Origin of the sequence: Geothrix mesophila (genome assembly GCF_022808835.1) — a bacterium.
GTDB classification, from domain to species: Bacteria; Acidobacteriota; Holophagae; order Holophagales; family Holophagaceae; genus Geothrix; species Geothrix paludis.
This window is the reverse complement of record NZ_JAKZLD010000001.1, coordinates 685469-707354: the sequence shown is the minus strand read 5'-3', so window position 1 is coordinate 707354 and position 21886 is coordinate 685469. Positions and strand designations below refer to the sequence as shown.

Here is a 21886-nt window from a genome sequence, read left to right as displayed (position 1 = left end):
ATGAGCCTTTCCCTCGCCCTCTCCCTCCTCGCGTGTCTGGCCGCCCTCTTCGCCGCGTGGTCGGCCATGCGCCGGGCACCCGTGGACCCCGCACCCTTCGAAGCCCTGCGGCGCCACGCCGAGGAGCTGGCTTCCAGGGACCGTGCCGAATCGCACCAAGCCCTCGCGGCCCAGATCCGGCCCCTGCTGGCGGAGCTCGGGGAACTCCGGACGGCTCAGGCCGAAAAGCTGGCGGAGGGGTTCCGTCAGCTTTCGGCCACGATCCAGGAGGCCCTGCGGTCCTCCCGCGCTGAGCAGGCGGCCCAGCTCGGGCAGGTCCAGCAGCAGGTTCAGGAGCGCCTCGACGCCATCCAGGCGGCCAATGAGGCGAAGCTCGAGCAGATGCGCCGCACCGTGGACGAGAAGCTGCACGAGGCCCTGGAGAAGCGCCTGGGCGAGAGCTTCAACCTGGTGGCCCAGCGGCTGGAGCAGGTGCAGCGCGGCCTAGGCGAGATGCAGGGGCTGGCCCAGGACGTGGGCGGGCTCAAGCGCGCCCTGACCAACGTGAAGGCCCGCGGCGTGCTGGGCGAGGCGCAGCTGGGGGCCCTGCTGGAGCAGTTCCTGTCCCCGGGGCAGTACCAGGCCAATGTCCACATCCGCCCGAGATCCCCGGAGGTGGTCGAGTTCGCGGTGAAGCTGCCGGGGCCCGACGAGAATGGCCCCGTCTGGCTTCCCATCGACGCCAAGTTCCCCCTGGAGGACTACCAGCGCCTCATGGAGGCCTACGAGGCGGGTGACCTGGTGGCCGTGGAGGCCGCCGGAAGGGCCCTGGAGACCCGCCTGCTCTCCCAGGCCCGCGACATCCGCGACAAGTACATCGCGCCGCCGAGCAGCACGGACTTCGGGCTGCTCTTCCTTCCCTTCGAGGGGCTCTACGCCGAAGTCCTCCGTCGTCCGGGCCTCTTCGAGCGGTTGCAGCGGGAATGCAAGGTCATCCTGGTGGGTCCCACGACCCTCACGGCCTTCCTCAACAGCCTCCAGGTGGGTTTCAAGACCCTGGCCATCAGCCGGCAGACCAGCGAGATCTGGAAGGTGCTCGGCCAGGTGAAGGCGGAGTTCGGCCGCTTCGGCGGGGCCCTCGCGGCGGTCCAGAGGAAGCTGGAAGAAGCCAGCGGCAAGCTGGGGGATGTCGCGGCCCGGCGGGACCAGATGGAAAAGAAGCTTGCCAGCGTGGAGGCGGCCCCGGAGGTCGGTCCTGCGGGCCTGTCACTGGAGCTCGAGGATTCATCTATGCCTGATTTATCCAATCAATCAGAATAATTCACTTCACAAATCAGAGGAATGCCTTAGGATACGGCCCAATCCGGGGGTGTGATGCTGAAGGGCCGGGAACGTCACGGGGCAGGTGAGGTGATTGCCGTCGACCGGAACTATGTCCCGATGCAGGAAGTGAGCCGGAGGCGCGCCCTCTGCGCCGTGGTGGCGGGCCGCGCCCACGTGCTCAACCCAGCCACCTTCGAGCGGCACAGGAGCCTGGAGGGGAGTCTCGAACTCATCATCTTTCCGAACGTGCAGGCCTGCAGCGATTCCAAGCTTCTCATCGGGCGGTTGGAGCGCCGTGTCCTGCGCCGGGATCACTATCTCTGTCAGTACGAAGGCTGCCAGCGGAAAGCCACGACCGTGGACCACGTCGTCCCCCTGTGCCAGGGCGGCTCCACCACCTGGCAGAACCTGGTGGGGTGCTGTCTCATCTGCAACCAGAACAAGGGGGGACGCACCCCCGATCAGGCGGGCATGGTCCTCAAGCGCCAGCCCAAGGGCCCCCGGGCCCACCTCTTCGAGCGCTTCGAAGAGCTGCTGAAGCGGGCCAGCGCCGCCTGAGGTGAGCTCCCCTCCGCAATGAAAAGCCTCCACGAAGGGCACGAAGGGCCCTGCGGGCTGGGAAAGTTCACGAATGGACCCAGGTGGTCCTGTGGCGGCTGAAGGTCTCGGCGGCTCTTGCGGGCTTCCTTCGTGGCCTTGTCGTGAATGTTCTTCGCGTCCTTCGTGGAGATCTTTTCCTTCTTTGGATCTGGCAGCACGTTCACCCCCTGATTGCCCGGGTTTTCAGGTGAAGCTCCGCCCACTCGCGGGCCGGATCACTGCGCCGGGTGATGCCTCCTCCGGCCCAGTAGGTGAGGGCGTCGCCGCGGATCTGGGCGGTCCGGATGGGCAGGGCGAGGTCGAGGTCGCCGTTGGGGGCGATCCACCCGAGGGCCCCGCAATAGAACCCCCGGGGCGCCGCCTCGGCCTGGGCCAGATGCGCACAGACGGCCCGCTTGGGAGCTCCCGTGACGCTGCCGCCGGGGAGGATCGACCGGAGCAGGTCGGCCAGGCCCAACCCTGGACGGGCTTCGGCCTCCACTGTGCTCACGAGGTGCTGGACGGTGGGGTAGCGCTCCACATGCATGGCCCGGCTCACGGTGACGGTGCCGGTCCGCGCCACGCGGCCCAGGTCGTTGCGCACCAGGTCCACGATCATCGTGTGCTCGGCCCGCTCCTTGGGATCCGCCGCCAGGGCCTCCGCGGCGAGCCGGTCCTGCGCCGCATCGCCAGTCAGGGGAACGCTGCCTTTGATGGGCTGGGACCAGATCCGCTCCCCACGGCGGGACAGGAGCCCCTCCATGCTCAAGGAGAGGAGTCGGAGGCCGTCCAGGTCCAGCAGGGCGCCGAAGGGCGGGCGGGCCCGCCTGAAGGTCCCCAGGGCCAGGTCCACGGGATCTCCCGGATAGATGGAATCAAAGGGAACACAGAGGTTGGCCACATAGAAGCCACCATCGAGGATGCGCTCTCGGATTGTTTCCACCGCGGCCCGATGCTCGACCTCGGTCCAGCGGGCCTGGAGGCTCAAGGGCGATGCCTGGGGAGGGGCTCCCGGCCGGAGAAGGGACGTCCAGGTCTCCGGATCCGGAGGTACCTCGCTCCAGGACCACAGCTCGGCTTCTCCGTTCTGGACGTGCAGCGCCTGTTGGATGCCCTGCCAATGCTGACCCAGGGTGCCGGGAGTGCACTCCTGGCGGGGCAGCGAAGCCTCGTCGCAGGCCAGCTCGAAGGAGGCCGCGCCGATCCATGGCCCGGGGTGTTCCGGGAGCGCCGCTTCCAGGGCCTGCCAGGGTGATCCCGCCCAGGGCCTGCCCTCCAGGAGGCTGGTCCAGGCGGCGCCCGACCACCGGGAGGCCAGGATTGGCCCCCCCGGCAGGCCGAGGAGCCCATCCCCGGTGCTGCCGGTATGGAGCCATGCGGCCCCGCGCTCCAGCAGGCCCCGCGCGCAGTCGGGCCAGGGCCCGGGGAGAGGGAAGGGCCGGCGGTGCCGGGGGGCGAGATCCATGCAGGACATCATCCCACCAGAGGCTGGAATTCCTTCTAATGGCTAGTGTTGAAAAAGTTGCAGCTAATAAATCAGATGTTCATGACAAATAATGATGAAAAACAGGCTTTTCTTTTTTCCGATCAGGACCTAGGCTCTTGGGCCAGGAGGAACCTCCATGCCTTCAGTGGATATCAGCTCTCAGACGGGTAAGGACTTCGCGGGAGACGCCTTGATCGTCCCCGTGTTCTCCGGGCGCGAACGCCATCGCCTGCCACTTGCCATCAGCAAGGTCGCGCGCCAGGTGATGGATGAAGAGGATTTCAAGGCGGACTATCTCGAAGTTGTGCCGCTTCATCACCCCAATGGCGTCAAGGAGAGCCGCTGGATGGTGCTTGTCGGCCTCGGTGACGAAGAGAAGGTCACGCTCAACAAGATCCGCAAGGCGGTGGGAACCGCGGGCCGCTTCTGCCTCAAGAAGAAGTGGAAGAAGATCGGCGTGCTCTCGCCGTCCACTTCCACCCTGGACCACGATGCTGTGCAGGCCGCGGTGGCCGAGGGCACGCTGCTCGCGAACTACGACCTCGTGACGTTCAAGGGCGGGAAACAGGACCCGAAGCAGTTCTCCTCCATCGAGATCTTCACCAACGGCGACGATACCCGGAAGGCCCGCCGCAAGCTCCCCGCCATCGAGGCCGGCGTGGCCGCCTGCCATCGCGTCCGGGACCTGGCCAACACCCCCGCGGGAGATCTCTATCCGGAAGTGTTCGCCGAAATGGCCGTGAAATTGGCCAAGCAGCACAAGCTCCATTGCGAGGTGCTGGATGTCCCCGCTCTGGAAAAGGGTGGCTTCCGTTCGGTGCTGGCGGTCGGACAGGGGAGCCCGCGCGCTCCGCGGGTGGTGAAACTCGAGTACAAGCCCAAGGAGAAGCCCAAGAAGCATGTGGTGCTGGTGGGCAAGGGCGTCTGCTTCGACTCCGGCGGCCTGTCCCTCAAGGACGCCTCGGGCATGGAGACCATGAAGGACGACATGACCGGCGCGGCCATCGTGCTCGCGACCATGGCCGCCTGCGCCCAGCTGGAGATCCCCGTCCAGGTGACTGGTCTCATGGGCCTGGTGGAGAACATGCCCTCGGGCACCAGCTACAAGCCCGGCGACGTCCTTCGCAGCCGCAGCGGCAAGACCATCGAGGTCCTCAACACGGATGCCGAGGGCCGGCTCGTCTTGGCAGACCTGCTCCATTACGCCGGAGAACTGGGCGCGGACCACGTGGTGGATCTGGCCACCCTCACGGGGGCGGCCCTGGTGGCCATGGGCGACGGCGTCTCCGCGGTCATGGGCACGGACCAGAAGCTGGTGGACCGCCTGCTGGATGCCGGCAGCGCCGCGGGTGAGCATCTCTGGCAGCTGCCCCTGGTGGAGGAGTATGCCGAGCTGCTGAAGAGCCCGCTGGCCGACCTGAAGAACATCACCGGCATCCGGTGGGGCGGCACCATCACCGCCGGTCTCTTCCTCCGGGAGTTCGTGGGCGACGCTTCCTGGGCCCATGTGGATCTCGCCGGCAGCTGGTCGGGCAAGGAACGGGACTACCGGACCCACGGCGCCAGCGGCGAGGGCCCCCGGTTCCTTCTCGAATGGCTCATGGACTGATCGGCCGGATGGCTTGGCCAAAGGGGGGCATCGCCCCCCTTTTTTTCAAATGGGTGAGGATATCCCTCTTGACCGGAAGGCATGGATGGGGATTTATTGAGGACTGCCTTCAAGCCACCTGAGCCCTCACCCCCTTCGGAGTTCCCATGGAAGCGATGGAGACCCTCACCAAAGCTGACCTCTCCCGGCACTTGATGGAGCGGCTCGAACTGGGAAAGAAGGATGCGGATCTCCTGGTCAACACGTTCCTGGAGAGCATCATCGAGTCCCTCCGGACCGGCGAAGGGGTGGAACTCCGCGGGTTCGGCAGCTTCCGCCTGAGGGACCGGCGGGCCCGGCAGGGCCGGAACCCCCGCAGCGGCGAGAGCATCCAGGTGCCGCCGAAGCGCGTGGTCTATTTCAAGCTCGGCAAGGAGCTTCGCAGCAAGCTGATCGACGAGTAGCCAACTACCCCCCACCCTCGGAGTCCCCATGCGCTTCCGCAAGCTGCTCCTGGCCTTGTTGGCCGCCCTGGCTGTCGCCACGCCGGCCCTTGCCCAGAAGAAACTCTCCAAGGAAGAGAAGGCCAAGCTGCCCCGCATCGCCATTCTCGAATTCAAGGCCGCGCCGGACGCCTGGCACGGCTGGCGTTTCGGCGGCTGGGGCAACCAGATGGGCACGATCTCCAATCAGCTCCGCGACCTCTTCACCACGGAGATCATGGAGAAGGGCCGGGGCAAGATCCGCGTCATCGAGCGCGAGCGGCTCTCCGAGATCCGAGAGGAGCTCAACTTCCAGCAGAGCGGCGAGGTGGACACGAGCACGGTCCAGAAGATCGGCAAGCTGCTGGGCGTGAAGTACGTGATGACCGGCAAGGTCACCCGCTTCGCCTACAAGGAGGGCGGCTTCGGCACCGGCTGGGGCGTGGGCGCCCTGGTGGGCAAGCTCACGGGCGACAGCACGGCTGGCGCGGTGGCCGGTAGTGTGAACGTGAAGAAGGCCTCGTTCACGGGTCGCCTGGATATCCGCCTCATCGAAGTGGAGACCGGCGAGATCCTGGGTGCCTGGAAGGACGAGGACAAGGTCAACGACACCAGCGTGAAGGTGGCGGGGACCGGCGCCGAGGTCCAGTACGACGAGGAGCTGGTGAACAAGGTCTTCGAGCCCATCGTCCAGCGCATCACGCCCAAGCTGCTGCGCGCCACGGTCGCGGCCCACGAGGAGGACTAGCCCCTCCATTGGTCGCGACCTGGAAGGGGGCCCTCAGCGGCCCCCTTCCTCGTTCCGGAACCAGGCGTCCGTGGCCTCGCGGATGGCTCCGGCATACCGGGGACCCAGCACCTCGGAGCAGTGGAGGTGCCAGGTGGGAACCTCGATCACCTGGCTGGTGATGAAGTGGGCGGCCATGGTCCGCTGCACCTCGGGTGGGGCCAGGCGGTCCTGGGTGGCGAGGAAGCAGAGGCTGGGTGTGGCGAAGCGCAGGCCCGCGGTCTGGCGCAGCAGATCCGTGTCGGCAGGATCGTAGCCGCCCATGCGGCCGGCGGCCCGGCTGGCCAGGGCCCCGATGGGGGGAGCCAGAAGGTGCCACCACCGGTCCACGGGCCCGCGCACCAGGCGCTCCGCGAAGCTGCGGCTGCTGGCGGGGGCGCCTTCCCACACCAGGCCGGCGAGGGGCCCGCGGCCCTCCCGCTCCAGGTCCGCCAGGGCCAGCAGGCCCACGGAGGCGCCCAGGCTCCGGCCCATGAGGAGGATCCTCCGGCGGGGGATGCCTGAGGCCTCCAGATGGTGGACCATGCGGACCACGTCCTGCGATTCCGCCACGCCAAAGGTCACGGCGGGGGCTGCGCCGCCACTCCGCAGGGCGTCATCCCGCCGCCGGTAGGTGAAGATCGCCGCATCGAGTTCGGGGAACCACTTCAGGGCCGGGCTCGTGCCCCAGCGGTCATCGCCGAATCCGTGGAGGAGCAGCACGATGCCGGGGGAGGGCGCGCGTCGATGGAGACGCCAGAGCTGGAGGCCGTCCACCTCCTCGGAGGACCAGGCGCCGCCGGGGTCTCCATCGCCGCCCGCGGCGAGTTCCTGGTAGGTGGCCTCCACCCGCGACAGGGGTTGGGGATGGTAGAAAGGCGGGTCCACCAGCTCCCTGGCGACCGCCCTTGATTTCCACGCCATGAAGCCTCCCACGGCCAGGAGGGGCAGGACGCCCAGGGAGAACCAGGCCCCGCGCTTCACCAGTAGCCCGTGGTGGCCAGGACCTCGGCGGCCGGATCCGTGACCTGGCACTGGCAGCTGAGCCGCTGGTCTGGCCCGGCTTCGTTGCGCGCCAGCGTCTGGGATTCATGGGGGCGGGGCGGCGTCAGGTAGGCGGCGCCGGCCAGGATCGTGACCACGCACCGGGCGCAGGCTCCCCGGCCCGAGCAGGCCGAAGCCACGGGCAGGCCCGCAGCCAGGAATCGGCCCATCAGGGTTCCCCGCCCTCCGATGATGAGGTCTGTGGTGAGGTTCGCCCGACGGGTGCGGGCCACCAGCGCCATTGTTACTTGGCGAGGGCTGCGGTCACACCGGGGAGCCCTTCGGCGGTGGGCAGGGGGTCCGGCTTGCCGTAGAGGACGGCATCCAGCTTCTGGACCAGCGTGATCTGGTAGAGGCCCTTGTCTCCGGCCATGTCCAGCTCTCCGAGATCGGGGCTGAAGGTCTCGCGCTGGCTGGTGAGGAAGAACCGGTGCTTGCCGGCGGCGAGGCCCTTCACGATGAGGCTGGTGGCCCCTTTGGGCAGCTGCTGGACCGGGATGCGGGCTCCGTCGAGGCTCAGCTCCACCGGACCCTGCACCTTCCGTGTGAAGCGGAACACGACCGTTCCCGCGGGGATGGGCGTCTTGGGCGTCAGGGGCATCTTGCGGCAACCCAGGAAAGAGACGGATCCCAGCAGCACGAGGGCGGGAACGAGGGGATGGAGCTTCATGAAACCTCCGGAACCTTTGATGATATGCGATCAACGGGCCCGAGGTCTCAGGGCAGCTCGGCCCAGATGGAGCCGCGCCAGGTGGCATTCCTGGGCTTCCGGCCGATGACGCCGGTCAGCGGACCGGAGCAGGCCAGCTCCAGCCGTCCCCCACTGTGGTCTTCCAGCCGCGTGAACCACACCCGGGTCTTCCCCGTGGCGGCCCAGGAGTCGGGGTAACCGCCAGACTTCTGGCGCACCACGCGCAGCAGGTAGAGGGTGCCGTTCTTGAGGACGCTCAGCTCCAGATCGAAGGCGCGGGCGGGTTCCTCCGGGACCAGGCGGCCGGTCAGGCGGACCAGGGGCGGCAAGCCCGACCGGGCCGGGATGGAGGCCACGGAGGCCAGCTTCAGGCGATAGGAGATCCCATCCAGGGTGAGGTCCCCGCCGCCGCGGACCACGGCCTCGAGCCCCGGGGCCTGGGCCTGGAGACTGAAGGCCAGGAAGAGGCAGGGCAGGGCGCGCAGGAAGTTCATGCTGACTCCGGGGGATCCGCCTTCTATTCTGGTGGTTTGACGCAGAGAGGTGAACCATGACCCGCGTGCTGTTCCAGACCGACAAGGGCGACATCAACCTGGAGCTCTTCCCCAAGGAGGCCCCCGGCACCGTGGCCAACTTCGTGAAGCTCATCGAGTCCGGCTTCTACGATGGCCTGGCCTTCCATCGCGTCATCCCCGACTTCGTCATCCAGGGCGGCTGCCCCAACACCCGCGCCGGCGCCACGGGCATGCCCGGCACTGGCGGCCCCGGCTGGAAGATCAAGTGCGAGACCGCCGGCAACCCCCACCAGCACAAGCTGGGTGCCCTCTCCATGGCCCACGCCGGCAAGGACACAGGCGGCAGCCAGTTCTTCGTGGTGAACGGCGACCGCCGCAACGTCCAGCACCTCGATGGCGTGCACACGGTCTTCGGCCAGTGCGCCTCCGACGCCGACATCAAGGTCGTGCAGGCCATCCGCGCCAACGACCGCATCATCAAGGCAACGGTGGTGGAGGCTTAAGCTTCCTGAGGTTCATGCGAAGAACAGGGCGGCGCTGCCGCCCTGTTCTTCGTAGGGGAGGGACGAAGACATGGACGGGAAGATTCGCTGTGGGTGGTGCGGCTCAGACCCGCTCTACATGGCCTATCACGACGAGGAGTGGGGCGTTCCCCAGCACGATGACCGCCGCCTCTTCGAGAAGCTGGTGCTGGAGGGAGCCCAGGCGGGGCTGAGCTGGATCACGGTCCTCCGCAAGCGGGAGGCCTACCGGAGGCTCTTCCACGGCTTCGAGCCGGCGAAGGTCGCGGCCATGACCGACGCCGAGCTGGAGGCCGTCCTCCAGGACCCGGGGATCGTCAGGAACCGCCTGAAGGTCTTCTCGGCCCGGAAGAATGCCCGGGCTTTCCTGGCCGTGCAGAAGGAATTCGGCAGCTTCGACGCCTTCCTGTGGGCCTTCGTGGGCGGGAAGACGAAGGCGAACCATCCGAAGACCCTGGCGGAGGTGCCCGCCGTGAGCCCCGAGGCCGAGGCCCTGTCCAAGGCCCTCAAGAAGCGGGGCTTCACCTTTGTGGGGCCCACGATCATGTACGCCTACCTGCAGTCCATGGGCCTGGTGGACGACCATGTGGCCACCTGCTGGAAGGGCCGACGGGCCTGACTCGCCGAGCAGGGCCGGGGCCGGTAGACTGGAAGGCTCGGAGTTGCCGTGTCCAAGCCCTTCTACATCACCACGCCCATCTACTACGTGAATGACCGGCCCCACATCGGCCACACCTACACCACGGTGCTGGCGGACGTGATCGCGCGGTTCCACCGCATGCGTGGCGAGGAGGTGTACTTCCTCACGGGCACGGACGAGCACGGCCAGAAGGTGGAGAAGGCCGCCGCCGCCCGGGGCATCACGCCCAAGCAGCTGGCAGACGAGGTGGTGGCCAACTATACGGACCTCTGGCAGCGCATGAGCATGACCCACTTCCGCTTCATCCGCACCACGGACGAGGACCACAAGGCCCAGGTACAGCGCCTCTTCAAGCGCCTGCTGGACAAGGGAGACATCTACAAGGCCACCTACAAGGGGCTGTATTCGGTCAGCGACGAGGCCTATGTCACCGAGACCCAGGCCAAGGAGCTGCAGGCCCAGGGCCTCGCCCACCAGCTGGTGGAGCTGGAGGAGGAGACCTACTTCTTCCGCCTCAGCGCCTACCAGGATCGTCTCCTGAAGCTGTACGAGGAGCGCCCGGAGTTCGTGCAGCCGGACTTCCGTTTCAACGAGGTGAAGCGGTTCGTGGAGGGCGGCCTTCAGGACCTCTCCATCAGCCGGACCAGCATCACCTGGGGCATCCCCGTGCCCGGCGACGAGAAGCATGTCATCTACGTGTGGTTCGACGCGCTGCTCAACTACCTCACGGGCTGTCCGGCCAACACCTGGCCGCCGGACCTCCAGCTCGTGGGCAAGGACATCCTCCGCTTCCACGCCGTGTACTGGCCGGCCTTCCTCATGGCCGCGGGCATGTTCCAGCCCACCACCATCCTGGCCCACGGCTGGTGGCTCATGGGCGAGGACAAGATGTCCAAGAGCAAGGGCAACGTGGTGCGTCCCGACACGCTCCTGCGCTTCGGCAACGACGCGCTGCGCTTCTACTTCATGCGCGACATGCAGGTGGGCCACGACCGCGGCTTCAGCTACGAGGGGTTCATGGACCGCCTCAACGCGGACCTGGCCAACGGCCTGGGCAACCTGGCCTCGCGCACCCTCAGCATGATCCAGCGCTACCGGGGCGGCGTGGTGCCCATGCCCACCGCGATGGACGACCTCGACCGGGACATGGCCCAGCAGCTCCTCGCGGTCTTCCCCGAGTATCTGGAGCAGGCGCGGGCGAACAACTTCCACGGCGCCCTGGACGCGCTATGGACCTACCTGCGCGCCCTGGACGGCTACATCGTGAAGGCCGAGCCCTGGAAGCTGGCCAAGGATCCCGCCAAGGATCCCAAGCTGGACGCGGTCCTGGCGAACCTCTACCGGGCCCTGCGCGCCGCGGCCCTGCTGGTGGCGCCGGTCATGCCCGACATGGCCCAGAGCCTCTGGGAATCCCTGGGCCACGCGGACCAGGTGGGCCAGCGCACCTTCCACGGCTTCGCGCTGGACGGGCCGGCCATCGGCCCCATCGGCGAGCCCAAGCCCCTGTTCCAGCGCATCGACAAGGAGAAAGAAATGAGTGACCTCGAGGCCTCCGCGGCCCCCGCCGGAACCAAGCCCACCCTGGACGTGCCTGAGATCCGCGAGACGGTGGACGCCGACACCTTCTTCAAGGTGGACCTCCGCGTGGGGAAGATCCTCGAGGCCGAGCGCGTGCCGAAGAGCGACAAGCTCATCAAGATGAAGGTCGACATCGGCCTGGAGCAGCGCACCATCGTGGGCGGCATCGGCAAGGCCTACGAGCCCGCGGACCTGCTCAACCGGCTGGTGGTGGTGGTGGCGAATCTGGCCCCCCGCAAGCTCATGGGCATCGAGAGCCACGGGATGCTGCTGGCCGCCAGCGACAGCGCCAGCAAGCCCTACCTGGTGGCGCCGCCCGCGGATGCTCTGCCCGGGTTCCTGGTGAAGTGAAGCATCCCGTCTTCAGCTTCGAGGCGGAGCTCCTCACGGACGCCCCCTTCGACCTGGTGGCCGGGAGGCTCCGGGATCCGGGGCCCGCGGCCTTCCGGAGCCTCCAGTCTCTGCGCCATTGGCAGGCTCCTTCGGTCGAGGCGGACCGATTGGTGCTGCGATGGTCCAGGGGCCTGGCGGGCAGCGAGGAATCCGGCTCGCTGATCGTCTCCCCGGACCCCAAGGGTGCTCACCTCCGCCTGGAGGGCCGCCTGAAGGGCTGGTCCGGCTTCGTGCTGCTGGGCTGGCTGCGCTGGCGGACGGACCGGCTGCTGGACCGCTTCGTGGGGGAACTGTGAAGACTGGAATATCCGTGAAGCCGGTCCTCTGGATGAAGTCGAGCTGCACCACCTGCCGGAACGCCAAGGCGAAGCTGGCGGAGCTGGGCATCGAGGTGGAGATCCGCGACTATTTCAAGAAACCCCTGGAGGCCGCGGAACTGGAAGGCATGCTTCCGGCGGACCCCGCGCCCATGCTGGGCACGAAGAGCCCGAAGTACAAGGAGCTGGAGCTGAAGGACCGGAAGCTCTCCAAGGCCGAGGCCATCGCCCTCATGGTCCAGGACAACAACCTGCTCAAGCGGCCCATCCTGGTGCATCCCAAGGCCACGGTCATTGGTTTCGATCCAGAAGCTTATGCCAGACTGGTCCCCTGAGGGAGGACCCATGCGCTTCTACAGCTGGAATGTGAACGGCTTCCGGTCGGTCCTGAAGAAGGGCTTCATGGACTGGCTAGAGGAGACGGAACCGGACGTCCTCTCCCTCCAGGAGATCCGCTGCGAGTGGGAGGAGGCGGACCTGGGCGTACGGCGGCAGATCGAGAGCGCCTACGACGTCTGCTGGTTCCCCGCCACGAGCAAGAAGGGCTATGCCGGCTCGGCGACTTTTTCGAAGAAGGACCTGGGATTCACCCACGCCAAGGGGTTGGGCATCGACGGGTACGATGCGGAAGGACGCATGATCGTCTCCCGGAAGGACAAGCTCGTCTTCATCGGTGGCTACTTCCCCAACGCCTCCCAGGGCCTGGTGCGCCTCCCCTTCAAGCGCCAGTTCGCCCGGGACCTCGCCGCCATCGTGGCAAAGCACCACCAGGCCGGGGACCAGATCATCCTCACCGGCGACATGAACGTGGCGCCCGAGGAGATCGACCTCGCCCGGCCCAAAGACAACGTCAAGAATCCCGGGTTCACACCCGAGGAGCGGGAGGACTTCAAGCTCTACCTGGGCGCAGGGCTGGCGGACGTCCTCCGCGAACGGAATCCGGTCACGCCGGGACTCTACACATGGTGGACAGCCCGCGGTGGGGCGCGAGAGCGGAACGTGGGCTGGAGGATCGACCTCTTTCTCGCGAGCCGCACCCTGCTGGACCGCGTGAAGGACGCCCGCATCCACGCCGACGTGATGGGTTCGGACCACTGCCCCATCAGCCTGGAATTGCTCTGATTCCTTCCTTGTTTCAAAAAGCGGGGGCCCCGGTCGGGGCCCCCGCTTTTTGGAACACGATGACTACTTGATCTTCTTCAGCGAGGGATCCTTCAGCATCTCCCGGGCCGTGGCGGCGTTCTTGCCGGCGGGCGCGAGCTCGATGTACTTCTCCAGGTGCTGCTTGGTGCCGCGCAGGTTGTTCTCGCCGAATTCGACCATGGCCAGCAGGTAGTGGGCTTCGGCGTACTTGGGGTCCACTTCCAGGGCCTTCAGCAGGTGTGCTTTCGCCTCCTTGGTCTTGCCGGCGTTGAAGGCTTCGACCCCCTTGTTGTAGATCACGTCCGGATTGGGCCCCTGGATGGCTTCCAGCATGGCCGTGTACTTCTGCTCGGCAGCCTTGTCGGACTTGGCCTTGCTGGTCTCGATGAGGCCGGCGATCACACGCTCGTCCTTCGGGTTCCGCTCCAGGGCCTTCAGGAGGTAAGGTTCGGCCGCCTCCTTCTTCTCGCCCGCCTGGGCCATGCAGATGCCCAGCACACGCTCGATCTTCAGGATCTCGGGCGCCAGTTCGGTCTTGGCCGTCTCGTCCTTCAGCTTGCCCATGGCCTCGGTCAGGGTCTTGTAGGCCTTGTCCACATGGGGCAGAGCTTCGGCGTAGTTGCCTTCGTTGTAGAGGGGGATGGCGGCGTTGAACGCGTCCCGGCCTTCAGCGTCCAGGGCGGCTCCAGGATCCTCGGGAACGGCCTGGGTACCGCCTGCGGCGGGGGCCATCGTGCGGGATTCGGTCGGCGTGTACAGCGTGATGTCCTTGATCAGCACATCGGCCAGGGGAATCCGGATCATTTCCTTGTGCTCGACATAACCCTCAGCCTTGACGGTGAGCTCGAACTCCTTCGGGTCCAGGCCCACCTGGAGGAAGCTGCCCTTCTTGTCGGAGGTCAGTTCCTTGGTCCAGGCGCGGTCGAGGCGCTTCAGGATGATCTTGGCTCCGGCGATGGGCTTGCCGTCTTTGGCCACCACCTTGCCGCTGATGCGACCGGTGGTCTCCGCGTACAGGGACAGACAGGCGGCCGGAATGAGGAGCGCTGAGATGAGGCGTCGCATGGGGTTTCCTCCAAACCCATCCATCGTTCCACAGGGCTGCTCCGGCGCCGAGTGCTTTTCGTCAAAAAAGCGCTTCCCCGGTCTCCCCTGCCGCCCATCCCGGGGCATTTCGCGTCAGGTGCGGGAAAAGCAGGGCTGTGGTAGGCTTCCCGGCAGACAAGTCCTGAGAGTGTTTGAGGTAGCCCATGAATCCTGCGGTGCCGGAAGCGTCCTTGACCGCCCTGATGCATCTCCTGGCGGAGCAGGCACTTCTGGCCCTCGGCGTGCCCCATCCGATGATGAAGGACGTGCCTCCCGCGAACCCGGCGGTGGCCCGCTTCTACGTGGACCTGCTCGGCGTGCTCAAGGACAAGACCGAAGCCTCCCGCGACGATGCTGAAACGCGCCAGCTCGAGGACCTCCTCTACGGGCTGCGCATGCGCCTGATGGACCTCAAGCCCGCAACAGGCGTCCCCGGGGATCCCAAGCCATGAACCTCGAAAGGAAGGCCATGGGACTCGCCCGAATCTTCCGCGCGGTGGTTCTCGCAGCTTGCGCGGGGGTTGGCATCCTGCCGGCCGCGCCCACGCCCGCGCTCGGGCCCGCGCCTACCGGCTCGACCGCGGCACCGGCAGCGGCCACCGAATCGGCCATCGCCCTCAGCCATCGCGCGAACCACTTGTTCGAGGCCCTGTCGAAGGGGGACCCGGAAGCGGTGAGGACCGCCCAGCTCGAAGTCGAGATGCTCCGCCGCACCTATTCCACGATGGATGTCACGCCGCTGGTGGAGGCCGCGGCCTTCTGGGCCCGCCAGAAAGGCCTGGCCGGTCGGCCGGAGCTCGGGCTGGAGGCGCTCCAGGCTGTGGAGCGGTGGGCGCCCGACCATCCCACGCTGCTCGGGACCAGGATCGCGCTGATGCGCCAGCAGGGCCCGCGGGGGTGGCTCTGGAGCTTCCCGGATCTCCTCCGCCTCACCCGCCAGCGCCTTGAGCAGCCTGCCCACCGCTGGCTCTGGCTGCTGCAGCACCTGGGGATCCTGCGGCTGAGCGCCACGCTGCTGCTCTGGGGCTGGGCCCTCACCATGGGATTGCGCTATCGCCACGTGCTGCGGCACATCTGGGAGGAGCCGCTCCAGCACAAGGGGATCAGCCCGGCCCTGGCCGCCCTGATCGGAGCCATCATCCTCGCAGGGCCGGTGCTCCTGGGTCTGGATCCCCTGGTGGCCGCCCTGGTCTGGCTCTTCCTGCTGGCTCCTTTCCTGCTGCCCATCGAGGTGAAGGTCACCGTCTTCATCATGCTGTTCCAGCTGGTCCATCCCGTGCTGGCTGTCATGGAGCCTCTCGCGGCCCGCGACCCGGCGCCCAGCATCGAGACCCTCCAGCTTCAGCCTCATGTCCAGCCCATCCCGGCGGAGGCCCTGAAGCTGCTGCCCCCCACCGATCAGGCATTCCTCGCTGGGTGGGAACAGCTCCAGAACCAGCAATGGAAGGAAGCCGAAGGAACCTTCCAGGGCCTGGTGGGCCGCCATCCGGACCAGGCGGAGGTGCTGAACAATCTCGGCGTCGCCCTGTACCAGCTGGGGGATACGGCGGGCGCCGAGAAGACCTTCCAGGAGGCGCAGCGCGCCGGAACCCGGATGGAGATCCTCCTCAACCAGAGCGTCCTCGCCTTCAATCGGCTCGATACCGCGCTGGGAGCCTCCAAGCAGGAGGATGCCAAGGCGGCGGATCCTGAGGCCTATGCGAGTCTCATCGCCCTGAATGACGCCCGGAAGGATGTGCGCGCCTACCCCATCCCCATGCCCGATACGACCGCCCGTTCCGAGGCGCTCGCGGAAGCCGCCGGAACCCACAGCCAGGCGGGCCGGTTGCCCCTCTCCGAGCCGGCCTTCCTGGCGGCGTTCCTGCTGCCCCTCCTCGGCATCTCCGCCTTCCTCATGCGGGTCCGGAGGAGCCTCCGCCTGGCCCATCCGGGGCAGTGCATCCGTTGCGGGGAGCCCTACCACACCACGGACAGCCCCGATCCCGACGTCTGCTCGAAGTGCCATCATCTCTTCGTCCTGCGGGACGGTCTCCATACGGAAAGCCGGCGGAAGAAGCTCGACGAGGTGGCGGAACATCAGCGGAACACGCGGTGGATCCACAAGACCCTGATCGTCCTGCTTCCCGGCTGCGATCTGGCCTTCCTGGGAGAGACCCGGGAGGCCCTGATGGAGTTCATCCCTCTGTGTCTCGCCGCGGGGATGGTCCTCGCCACCGGGCGTTCGGTGCGGTACCCGGGAGAGGCCATCCCCGATCCCACCTCCACATGGATGGCCATCGGAACGGTCCTCGTCGCCGTGTTCTACCTCCGCTCCTGGCTGAAACTGTTCCTGAGGAGGGCCTGAGATGGCGCTGGAAGGATCCCTCCGGGACTTCGACCTCTTCTCCCTGTTCAACATGATCAAGATCCAGGGGAAGAACGGCACCCTGGTGCTGTCCCAGGGGCAGGAGTTCGTCAAAGTCTTCTTCGAGAACGGCGAGATCGTCGGCTGCGACTCGAACCAGGTCCGCATGGAGGACCGCCTGGGCACCATGCTCGTGCGCCTGGGCCGGCTCACCGGCGAGGAACTCCTGGGCATGGTCCAGGTCCAGCGGCAGACCCTCAAGCGCATGGGCACCCTGCTGCTGGAGAGCGGCAAGGTCACCCCCACGGACCTGCAGGACGCGCTCTTCAACCAGGCCACCGCCATCCTCCACCGCACCTTCCGCTGGGTGGAGGGCGACTACCGCTTCGATTCCTTCCTGCCGACGGACCTGGATCGGGAGCACTTCGTGCCGATCCCCGTGGACACCGTCCTGATGGAGGCCGCGCGCATCCAGGATGAGTGGCCCGAGGTGGAGCGCCGACTGCCGGGGCTCGACACGCCTCTCGGGAAATCCCCCAGGGCCCAGGCGCTCCATCTCGACATCGACCGCGAAGTCTCGTCGGTGCTGGATGGGAAGGGGCAGGTGCACGGATCCTCGGGGCTCACCCATGAGCAGGAGATGGTCCTCTCCTATTTCGACCATCCCCAGAGCGCCCGGGAGATCACCCAGATCAGCCGCTACGAGGAACTGGATACCTGCAAGGCCATCGCGGACCTCCTGGAGGCGGGCCTGCTGGAGACCAAGTCGGGAGACACCGCGGTCAAGGTGATCCGACCCTGGGTGGAAGGCCACCCTGACCTGGCGCCCGAGGCCTGGGAGCCCAGCCCGCTCTTGTGGCCCCTGGTCGTGCTGGGATTCGCCGTTCCCCTGGCGATGTACGTGCCCAACCAGCGCGGCTCCGTCAACCTGGGGCTGGCCAGCCTCCAGCCGGTGGATGTCCGGGTCGTGCCGGGAGGGCCCACGCGCCTCCGGCATGAATGGGCGCTCCGCATGGCCGCTCCGAAGGACGGCGGCTCGGCGCTGGCGAAGCTGCTGGGGAGCTCCGTGGACGGGAAGAACACCGTTCCCGACCTGACCAGCCTCCCCGACCCCATGTCCCCGGCCAAGGATCCCGAACCCGCCCCGCGGCCCAAGCGATAAGGATTTCCGATGTTCGTGCACCAGCGCCAGGGTTGCCTGGAGGTGATCTGCGGCCCCATGTTCTCGGGCAAGTCCGAGGAATTGATCCGGCGCATCAAGCGGGCCATCATCGCCCGGCAGAAGGTCCAGGTCTTCAAGCCCGCCCTAGACGACCGCTACGACGTCTCCGCCATCGCCAGCCACAGCCAGCGCAAACACGACGCCATCCCGGTGAAGGACAGCGTGGAGCTGGCGCGCCACCTGGATCCGGAAGCCGAGGTCGTGGCCCTGGACGAGGTGCAGTTCATGGACGAGGGTCTCATCCCCATCATCGAGGATCTGGCCGACCGGGGGGTGCGCGTCATCGCCGGCGGCCTCGACCAGGACTCCAACGGCGAGCCCTTCGGCATCATGCCCATCCTGCTGGCCAAGGCCGAATACGTCACCAAGCTCCAGGCCATCTGCATGGTGTGCGGCGCGCTGGCTGGCCGCACCCAGCGCATGGTGCAGACCGGCGGGCAGGTGCTGGTGGGCGCCGCCGAAGCCTACGAGGCTCGCTGCCGCCACTGCCACGAGACCCCGCATGCCACCGGTCCGCGGATGCTCGAAGGGGAGTGACTGTCCCGGGAGTATTGACAATCCGTCAAAGCGATTCCTGCCGCGACAGGAAGCTGGGGTGTGGGGGCCTGTGCTCTGCTGCCTGGGTTTCAGGGGAGCGCTAGACTGGCCCCGGCGCGCTGCTGCAGCGTCGTTTTCCCACTCCCCGCCCGAGGCTTCAGGGCAATCCAGGAGGTTTCCATGGCCGGCGCCTACGCCACGTTCACCCACATCACCGATTACATGGGCTTCGAGGGCCTGCTCACCGAGGAAGAACGGATGATCCGCGAGACCGCGCGGAAGTTCGTCAACGCCGAGGTGCTGCCCATCATCGAAAAGCACGCCCAGGAACAGACCTTCCCCAAGCACCTCATCCCCAAGATGGGCGAGCTGGGCTTCTTCGGCCCGGCGCTGCCCGAGGAATACGGCTGCATGGGCGTGTCCAACGTGGCCTACGGCATCCTCATGTACGAGCTGGAGCGGGGCGATTCCGGCCTGCGCTCCTTTGCCTCCGTGCAGGGCAGCCTCGTCATGTGGCCCATCTACGCCTATGGCAGCGAGGAGCAGAAGCGGTACTGGCTGCCCAAGCTGGCCACGGGCGAGAAGATCGGCTGCTTCGGCCTCACGGAGCCGGACTTCGGCTCCAACCCCGGCGGCATGCTCACCAAGGCCGTGCGCGAACCCGGCGGCAAGTGGCGCATCAACGGCACCAAGATGTGGATCACCAACGGCACCGTGGCTGACGTGGCCGTGGTGTGGGCTCAGACCGAGGATGGCATCCGCGGCTTCCTCGTGGAGAAGGGCACCCCCGGCTTCAGCGCCCCCGAGATGAAGGGCAAGTGGAGCCTGCGCGCCTCCACCACCTCCGAGCTGGTCCTGGAGGACGTCATCGTGGACGAGGCCAAGTCGTTGCTCCCCAACGTGAAGGGCCTCAAGGGGCCCCTGGGCTGCCTGACCCAGGCCCGCTATGGCATCGCCTGGGGCGCGCTCGGCGCCGCGGATGCCTGCTACCAGTGCGCACTGGACTATGCGAAGACCCGCATCCAGTTCGACAAGCCCATCGCCAGCTTCCAGCTCCAGCAGGAGAAGCTGGCCTGGATGGTCACCGAGCTCACCAAGGGCCAGCTGCTCGTCCACCAGCTCGGTCGCCTGAAGGACGCCAAGACCTTCACGCCCGCCCAGGTCTCCATGGCCAAGATGAACAACGTGAACATCGCCCTCGAAGTCTGCCGCAAGGCTCGCACCATTCTCGGCGCCAACGGCATCCTCGACGAGTACCCCGTCATGCGCCACATGGCGAACCTCGAGAGCGTCTACACCTACGAGGGCACGCACGATATGCACACCCTCGTCATCGGCCAGGAAGTGACTGGGATTCCCGCCTACCGTTAATAGGTCGTTCTCTTTTGCGAAAAACGGGCCGCACGGCCCGTTTTTCTGCGCATAAAATGCCGGATGCCCAAACCTTTCCGCGTCCTCTCGATCGATGGCGGCGGCATCCGCGGCCTCATCCCCGCCCTGGTGCTGGCGGAGCTGGAGCGACGGACCGGTCGGGCGGTGGCCGACTGCTTCGACCTCATCGCCGGCACCAGCACAGGCGGCATCCTGGCCCTGGGGTTCGCGGCGCCTGGGCAGGACGGGCGTCCCCGATACTCGGCCCAGGATTTGGCCGGCCTCTACCTGAAGGAGGGGGCCCGGATCTTCGACGAGAGCCTATGGCGGCGCCTCACGAATCCCATGGGCCTGCGGGCGGCCAAGTACCCGTCGGACGGCCTGGAGAGTGTGCTGGTGCAGTACTTCGGGGAGACCCGCCTCAAGGACGCCCTGGTGGAGGTCCTGGTGACGGCCTACGACCTCGAGAAGCGGGATGCCTTCTTCTATCGCCGCCGACGGGCCCGCGCGGACGCCCGCTACGACGTGCCCATGCGCGTGGCGGCCCGCGGCACCAGCGCCGCGCCCACCTACTTCGAGCCGCTGCTGGTGTCCTGGCCGGGGGACCGGGACGTGCTGGTGGACGGCGGCGTCTTCGCCAACAACCCGGCCATGTGCGCCTACGCGGAGGCCCGGCAGGGGCAGGGCGGGAGCGCCGAGGACATCCTGCTGGTGTCCCTGGGCACGGGCATCCACACCACGCCCTACCGCTACGAGGAGGCGAAGGGGTGGGGTGTCGCGGGCTGGGCCCGGCCCATCCTGGACGTCATCTTCGATGGCGTGGCGGACACCGTGGACTACCAGCTGCGCCAACTCCTGCCTGCCGGTGAGGACGGCAGGTCGCGCTACCTCCGCTTCCAGACAGACCTCGACGCGGGTCTGAGCGAGATGGATGACGCCAGCCCCGGGCATCTCGAAGGCCTGCAACGCGCGGCGGACGCCATTCTCCGCCGCCAGGCCCCGGCCTTCGAGGCGCTGGTGGCGTCGCTCTGAGCTACCGCGCCTTCTCGGTGCGCACCACCAGCACGTCGCAGGGCGCCAGCCTCACCACCCGGGCCGCGGTGCTGCCGAACAGCAGCCGCTCCAGGGTGGAGTGGCCCACCTGGGCTACCACCAGCAGGGTCGTCGGGTCTGCCGCGGACACCAGTTCCTCCGCGGGTCCGCCCCACTTCACGATGACCTCGGTGCCGCCAAAGGGCTTGACCCAGGCTTCAAGCTGCTCCCGGGCATGGTCTTCCATGCTCTTCAGCCAGGCGGGGTCGGGAAGGGCGATCTGGGCTTCGGGCAGCATGGGGGCGGGAGGCTGGAGCACGTGCATGGCCACCAGCGGCACGCCGCAACGGGATGCCCAGTTCCCGGCACGCTCCAGCGCCTGCTTCGAGGCTTCGGAGAAATCCACACCCACCAGCACCCGCGTGATCACGGCGGCCTCCGTCGGATGCCCCAAAGATACGTCCAGGTCATCCATCGGTGCCGTTTTTTTTCAGGAGGGGATTGAAATACGAGTTTAAACACGTAAAATGGATCCAGGAGGCGCCATGATCACGCTGCGACCTGCTGGAGCCAGGGGCCACTTCGATTTCGGATGGCTCGACACCCGCCACACCTTCTCTTTCGGGGAATACTTCGATCCCGAGCACACCCAGTTCCACGCCCTGCGCGTGCTGAACGAGGACCGCGTCCAACCCGGCAAAGGGTTCGGCACCCATGGCCACCGGGACATGGAGATCCTCACCTGGGTGCTCTCCGGGGCCCTGGAGCATCGCGACAGCCTGGGGACGCATGGCGTCATCCGGCCGGGCGAGGCCCAGGTCATGAGCGCCGGCACCGGCATCCGCCACAGCGAGTTCAACGCTTCGGCCACGGAGGCGGTGCACTTCCTCCAGATCTGGATCGTGCCCGAGCGCCAGGGCCTTGCCCCCCGCTACGACCAGGTGGCGTTCCCCGGCCCGGAGTTGGAAAACCGCCTTCGCCTCATCGCCAGCCCGGACGGGGCGGAGGGGTCCGTGAAGCTCTTCCAGGACGTGAAGGTCTTCGCGGCGCGTCTCGATCCCGGCCGCGAGGTCCAGGCCACGGTGCCAGCCGGGCGCGCCGGCTTCCTCCATGTGGCCAAGGGGACCGTGACGCTCAACGGCGCGGCCATGAACGCCGGAGACGCGGCCCGCATCGAAGGGGAACCGTCCCTCACCGTGGCGGCCGGATCGTCCGCCGAAGTCCTGCTCTTCGATCTCGCCTGAGGTAT

25 protein-coding genes are annotated in these 21886 nt (G+C 67.2%); 18 read left to right on the top strand and 7 right to left on the bottom strand.

Translation table 11 applies throughout. The features are described from left to right. Positions 1–1299 (top strand): DNA recombination protein RmuC, encoded by a 1299-nt coding sequence (locus tag MLG87_RS03300; RefSeq protein ID WP_243293787.1) that lies wholly within the window; start codon positions 1–3, stop codon positions 1297–1299. A gap of 129 nt (positions 1300–1428) precedes the next feature. Next, on the top strand, positions 1429–1860 hold the full coding sequence (locus tag MLG87_RS03295; RefSeq protein WP_243293786.1) for an HNH endonuclease: 432 nt from the start codon (positions 1429–1431) through the stop codon (positions 1858–1860). Between the two features lie 202 nt (positions 1861–2062). Here the strand turns inward: MLG87_RS03295 and MLG87_RS03290 are convergent, their stop codons facing one another. Further along, a complete protein-coding gene (locus MLG87_RS03290; protein ID WP_243293785.1) occupies positions 2063–3346 on the bottom strand; it encodes a chorismate-binding protein in 1284 nt (427 codons plus the stop codon). A 157-nt stretch (positions 3347–3503) separates the two neighbouring features. Here MLG87_RS03290 and MLG87_RS03285 point away from each other — a divergent pair, with 157 nt between their 5' ends. From MLG87_RS03285 to MLG87_RS03275, 3 genes are all read left to right on the top strand, one after another. After that, positions 3504–4976, top strand: a complete 1473-nt coding sequence (locus MLG87_RS03285; RefSeq protein WP_243293784.1) for a leucyl aminopeptidase — start codon at positions 3504–3506, stop codon at positions 4974–4976. 146 nt (positions 4977–5122) lie between these two features. Then, on the top strand, positions 5123–5419 hold the full coding sequence (locus tag MLG87_RS03280) for an HU family DNA-binding protein (RefSeq protein WP_279341050.1): 297 nt from the start codon (positions 5123–5125) through the stop codon (positions 5417–5419). A 28-nt stretch (positions 5420–5447) separates the two neighbouring features. Further along, entirely contained in the window at positions 5448–6185 is a 738-nt protein-coding gene (locus MLG87_RS03275; protein WP_243293783.1) for a CsgG/HfaB family protein, read from the top strand. 33 nt (positions 6186–6218) lie between these two features. On the opposite strand, the gene MLG87_RS03270 is transcribed toward MLG87_RS03275, so the two are convergent. From MLG87_RS03270 to MLG87_RS03255, 4 genes are all read right to left on the bottom strand, one after another. Then, positions 6219–7187: an alpha/beta hydrolase gene (locus MLG87_RS03270; protein WP_243293782.1), complete on the bottom strand. Its 969-nt coding sequence runs from the start codon at positions 7185–7187 to the stop codon at positions 6219–6221. Continuing rightward, positions 7184–7417, bottom strand: a complete 234-nt coding sequence (locus tag MLG87_RS03265) for a 2Fe-2S iron-sulfur cluster-binding protein (protein ID WP_243293781.1) — start codon at positions 7415–7417, stop codon at positions 7184–7186. The genes MLG87_RS03270 and MLG87_RS03265 overlap by 4 nt, the downstream gene beginning before the upstream one ends. A gap of 74 nt (positions 7418–7491) precedes the next feature. Further along, complete coding sequence (locus MLG87_RS03260; RefSeq protein ID WP_243293780.1) at positions 7492–7917, bottom strand: hypothetical protein; 426 nt, start codon at positions 7915–7917, stop codon at positions 7492–7494. Between the two features lie 47 nt (positions 7918–7964). Continuing rightward, positions 7965–8432 (bottom strand): hypothetical protein, encoded by a 468-nt coding sequence (locus tag MLG87_RS03255; protein WP_243293779.1) that lies wholly within the window; start codon positions 8430–8432, stop codon positions 7965–7967. Positions 8433–8488: 56 nt separating this feature from the next. Here MLG87_RS03255 and MLG87_RS03250 point away from each other — a divergent pair, with 56 nt between their 5' ends. The 6 genes from MLG87_RS03250 (at position 8489) to MLG87_RS03225 (ending at position 13024) form a co-directional block, all read left to right on the top strand. After that, a complete protein-coding gene (locus MLG87_RS03250) occupies positions 8489–8956 on the top strand; it encodes a peptidylprolyl isomerase (RefSeq protein WP_243293778.1) in 468 nt (155 codons plus the stop codon). A gap of 70 nt (positions 8957–9026) precedes the next feature. Beyond that, complete coding sequence (locus MLG87_RS03245) at positions 9027–9593, top strand: DNA-3-methyladenine glycosylase I (RefSeq protein ID WP_243293777.1); 567 nt, start codon at positions 9027–9029, stop codon at positions 9591–9593. Between the two features lie 48 nt (positions 9594–9641). Next, entirely contained in the window at positions 9642–11543 is a 1902-nt protein-coding gene (gene metG / locus MLG87_RS03240; RefSeq protein ID WP_243293776.1) for a methionine--tRNA ligase, read from the top strand. Further along, entirely contained in the window at positions 11540–11881 is a 342-nt protein-coding gene (locus MLG87_RS03235; protein WP_243293775.1) for a hypothetical protein, read from the top strand. The genes metG and MLG87_RS03235 overlap by 4 nt, the downstream gene beginning before the upstream one ends. A gap of 14 nt (positions 11882–11895) precedes the next feature. Beyond that, positions 11896–12237, top strand: coding sequence for an arsenate reductase family protein (locus tag MLG87_RS03230; RefSeq protein WP_243293774.1), 342 nt, complete (start codon positions 11896–11898; stop codon positions 12235–12237). A gap of 10 nt (positions 12238–12247) precedes the next feature. Then, complete coding sequence (locus MLG87_RS03225) at positions 12248–13024, top strand: exodeoxyribonuclease III (RefSeq protein ID WP_243293773.1); 777 nt, start codon at positions 12248–12250, stop codon at positions 13022–13024. A gap of 63 nt (positions 13025–13087) precedes the next feature. Here the strand turns inward: MLG87_RS03225 and MLG87_RS03220 are convergent, their stop codons facing one another. After that, positions 13088–14110 carry a carboxypeptidase-like regulatory domain-containing protein gene (locus tag MLG87_RS03220; protein WP_243293772.1) on the bottom strand — a complete coding sequence of 341 codons (1023 nt, stop codon included), beginning with the start codon at positions 14108–14110 and terminating at the stop codon, positions 13088–13090. Positions 14111–14322: 212 nt separating this feature from the next. On the opposite strand from MLG87_RS03220, the gene MLG87_RS03215 reads away from it, so the two are divergent. The 6 genes from MLG87_RS03215 (at position 14323) to MLG87_RS03190 (ending at position 20637) form a co-directional block, all read left to right on the top strand. After that, on the top strand, positions 14323–14583 hold the full coding sequence (locus MLG87_RS03215; protein ID WP_243293771.1) for a DUF1844 domain-containing protein: 261 nt from the start codon (positions 14323–14325) through the stop codon (positions 14581–14583). 17 nt (positions 14584–14600) lie between these two features. Continuing rightward, entirely contained in the window at positions 14601–16475 is a 1875-nt protein-coding gene (locus tag MLG87_RS03210; protein WP_243293770.1) for a tetratricopeptide repeat protein, read from the top strand. A gap of 1 nt (position 16476) precedes the next feature. Continuing rightward, positions 16477–17637, top strand: coding sequence for a DUF4388 domain-containing protein (locus tag MLG87_RS03205; RefSeq protein ID WP_243293769.1), 1161 nt, complete (start codon positions 16477–16479; stop codon positions 17635–17637). Positions 17638–17646: 9 nt separating this feature from the next. After that, the gene (locus tag MLG87_RS03200) at positions 17647–18234 is read left to right on the top strand and encodes a thymidine kinase (protein ID WP_243286098.1); all 588 of its coding nucleotides are present in this window, start codon (positions 17647–17649) and stop codon (positions 18232–18234) included. 180 nt (positions 18235–18414) lie between these two features. Continuing rightward, the gene (locus tag MLG87_RS03195; protein ID WP_243293768.1) at positions 18415–19605 is read left to right on the top strand and encodes an acyl-CoA dehydrogenase family protein; all 1191 of its coding nucleotides are present in this window, start codon (positions 18415–18417) and stop codon (positions 19603–19605) included. 63 nt (positions 19606–19668) lie between these two features. Then, entirely contained in the window at positions 19669–20637 is a 969-nt protein-coding gene (locus tag MLG87_RS03190) for a patatin-like phospholipase family protein (protein ID WP_243293767.1), read from the top strand. Position 20638: 1 nt separating this feature from the next. Here MLG87_RS03190 and MLG87_RS03185 read toward each other — a convergent pair whose 3' ends face one another. Further along, on the bottom strand, positions 20639–21067 hold the full coding sequence (locus MLG87_RS03185; RefSeq protein WP_243293766.1) for a universal stress protein: 429 nt from the start codon (positions 21065–21067) through the stop codon (positions 20639–20641). A 115-nt stretch (positions 21068–21182) separates the two neighbouring features. On the opposite strand from MLG87_RS03185, the gene MLG87_RS03180 reads away from it, so the two are divergent. Beyond that, positions 21183–21881 carry a pirin family protein gene (locus MLG87_RS03180; protein WP_243293765.1) on the top strand — a complete coding sequence of 233 codons (699 nt, stop codon included), beginning with the start codon at positions 21183–21185 and terminating at the stop codon, positions 21879–21881. The last annotated feature ends 5 nt before the right edge of the window (positions 21882–21886 follow it).

What these genes read in the sequence shown, in the direction of transcription:
- MLG87_RS03245 (WP_243293777.1), top strand. Translation starts at nt 9,027, where the DNA reads ATGGACGGGAAGATTCGCTGTGGGTGGTGCGGCTCAGACCCGCTCTAC.
- MLG87_RS03250 (WP_243293778.1), top strand. Translation starts at nt 8,489, where the DNA reads ATGACCCGCGTGCTGTTCCAGACCGACAAGGGCGACATCAACCTGGAG.
- MLG87_RS03200 (WP_243286098.1), top strand. Translation starts at nt 17,647, where the DNA reads ATGTTCGTGCACCAGCGCCAGGGTTGCCTGGAGGTGATCTGCGGCCCC.
- MLG87_RS03220 (WP_243293772.1), bottom strand. Translation starts at nt 14,110, where the DNA reads ATGCGACGCCTCATCTCAGCGCTCCTCATTCCGGCCGCCTGTCTGTCC.
- MLG87_RS03260 (WP_243293780.1), bottom strand. Translation starts at nt 7,917, where the DNA reads ATGAAGCTCCATCCCCTCGTTCCCGCCCTCGTGCTGCTGGGATCCGTC.
- MLG87_RS03255 (WP_243293779.1), bottom strand. Translation starts at nt 8,432, where the DNA reads ATGAACTTCCTGCGCGCCCTGCCCTGCCTCTTCCTGGCCTTCAGTCTC.
- MLG87_RS03265 (WP_243293781.1), bottom strand. Translation starts at nt 7,417, where the DNA reads ATGGGCCGATTCCTGGCTGCGGGCCTGCCCGTGGCTTCGGCCTGCTCG.
- MLG87_RS03205 (WP_243293769.1), top strand. Translation starts at nt 16,477, where the DNA reads ATGGCGCTGGAAGGATCCCTCCGGGACTTCGACCTCTTCTCCCTGTTC.
- MLG87_RS03210 (WP_243293770.1), top strand. Translation starts at nt 14,601, where the DNA reads ATGGGACTCGCCCGAATCTTCCGCGCGGTGGTTCTCGCAGCTTGCGCG.
- MLG87_RS03195 (WP_243293768.1), top strand. Translation starts at nt 18,415, where the DNA reads ATGGCCGGCGCCTACGCCACGTTCACCCACATCACCGATTACATGGGC.
- MLG87_RS03280 (WP_279341050.1), top strand. Translation starts at nt 5,123, where the DNA reads ATGGAAGCGATGGAGACCCTCACCAAAGCTGACCTCTCCCGGCACTTG.
- MLG87_RS03290 (WP_243293785.1), bottom strand. Translation starts at nt 3,346, where the DNA reads ATGGATCTCGCCCCCCGGCACCGCCGGCCCTTCCCTCTCCCCGGGCCC.
- MLG87_RS03190 (WP_243293767.1), top strand. Translation starts at nt 19,669, where the DNA reads ATGCCCAAACCTTTCCGCGTCCTCTCGATCGATGGCGGCGGCATCCGC.
- MLG87_RS03180 (WP_243293765.1), top strand. Translation starts at nt 21,183, where the DNA reads ATGATCACGCTGCGACCTGCTGGAGCCAGGGGCCACTTCGATTTCGGA.
- MLG87_RS03285 (WP_243293784.1), top strand. Translation starts at nt 3,504, where the DNA reads ATGCCTTCAGTGGATATCAGCTCTCAGACGGGTAAGGACTTCGCGGGA.
- MLG87_RS03300 (WP_243293787.1), top strand. Translation starts at nt 1, where the DNA reads ATGAGCCTTTCCCTCGCCCTCTCCCTCCTCGCGTGTCTGGCCGCCCTC.
- MLG87_RS03225 (WP_243293773.1), top strand. Translation starts at nt 12,248, where the DNA reads ATGCGCTTCTACAGCTGGAATGTGAACGGCTTCCGGTCGGTCCTGAAG.
- MLG87_RS03275 (WP_243293783.1), top strand. Translation starts at nt 5,448, where the DNA reads ATGCGCTTCCGCAAGCTGCTCCTGGCCTTGTTGGCCGCCCTGGCTGTC.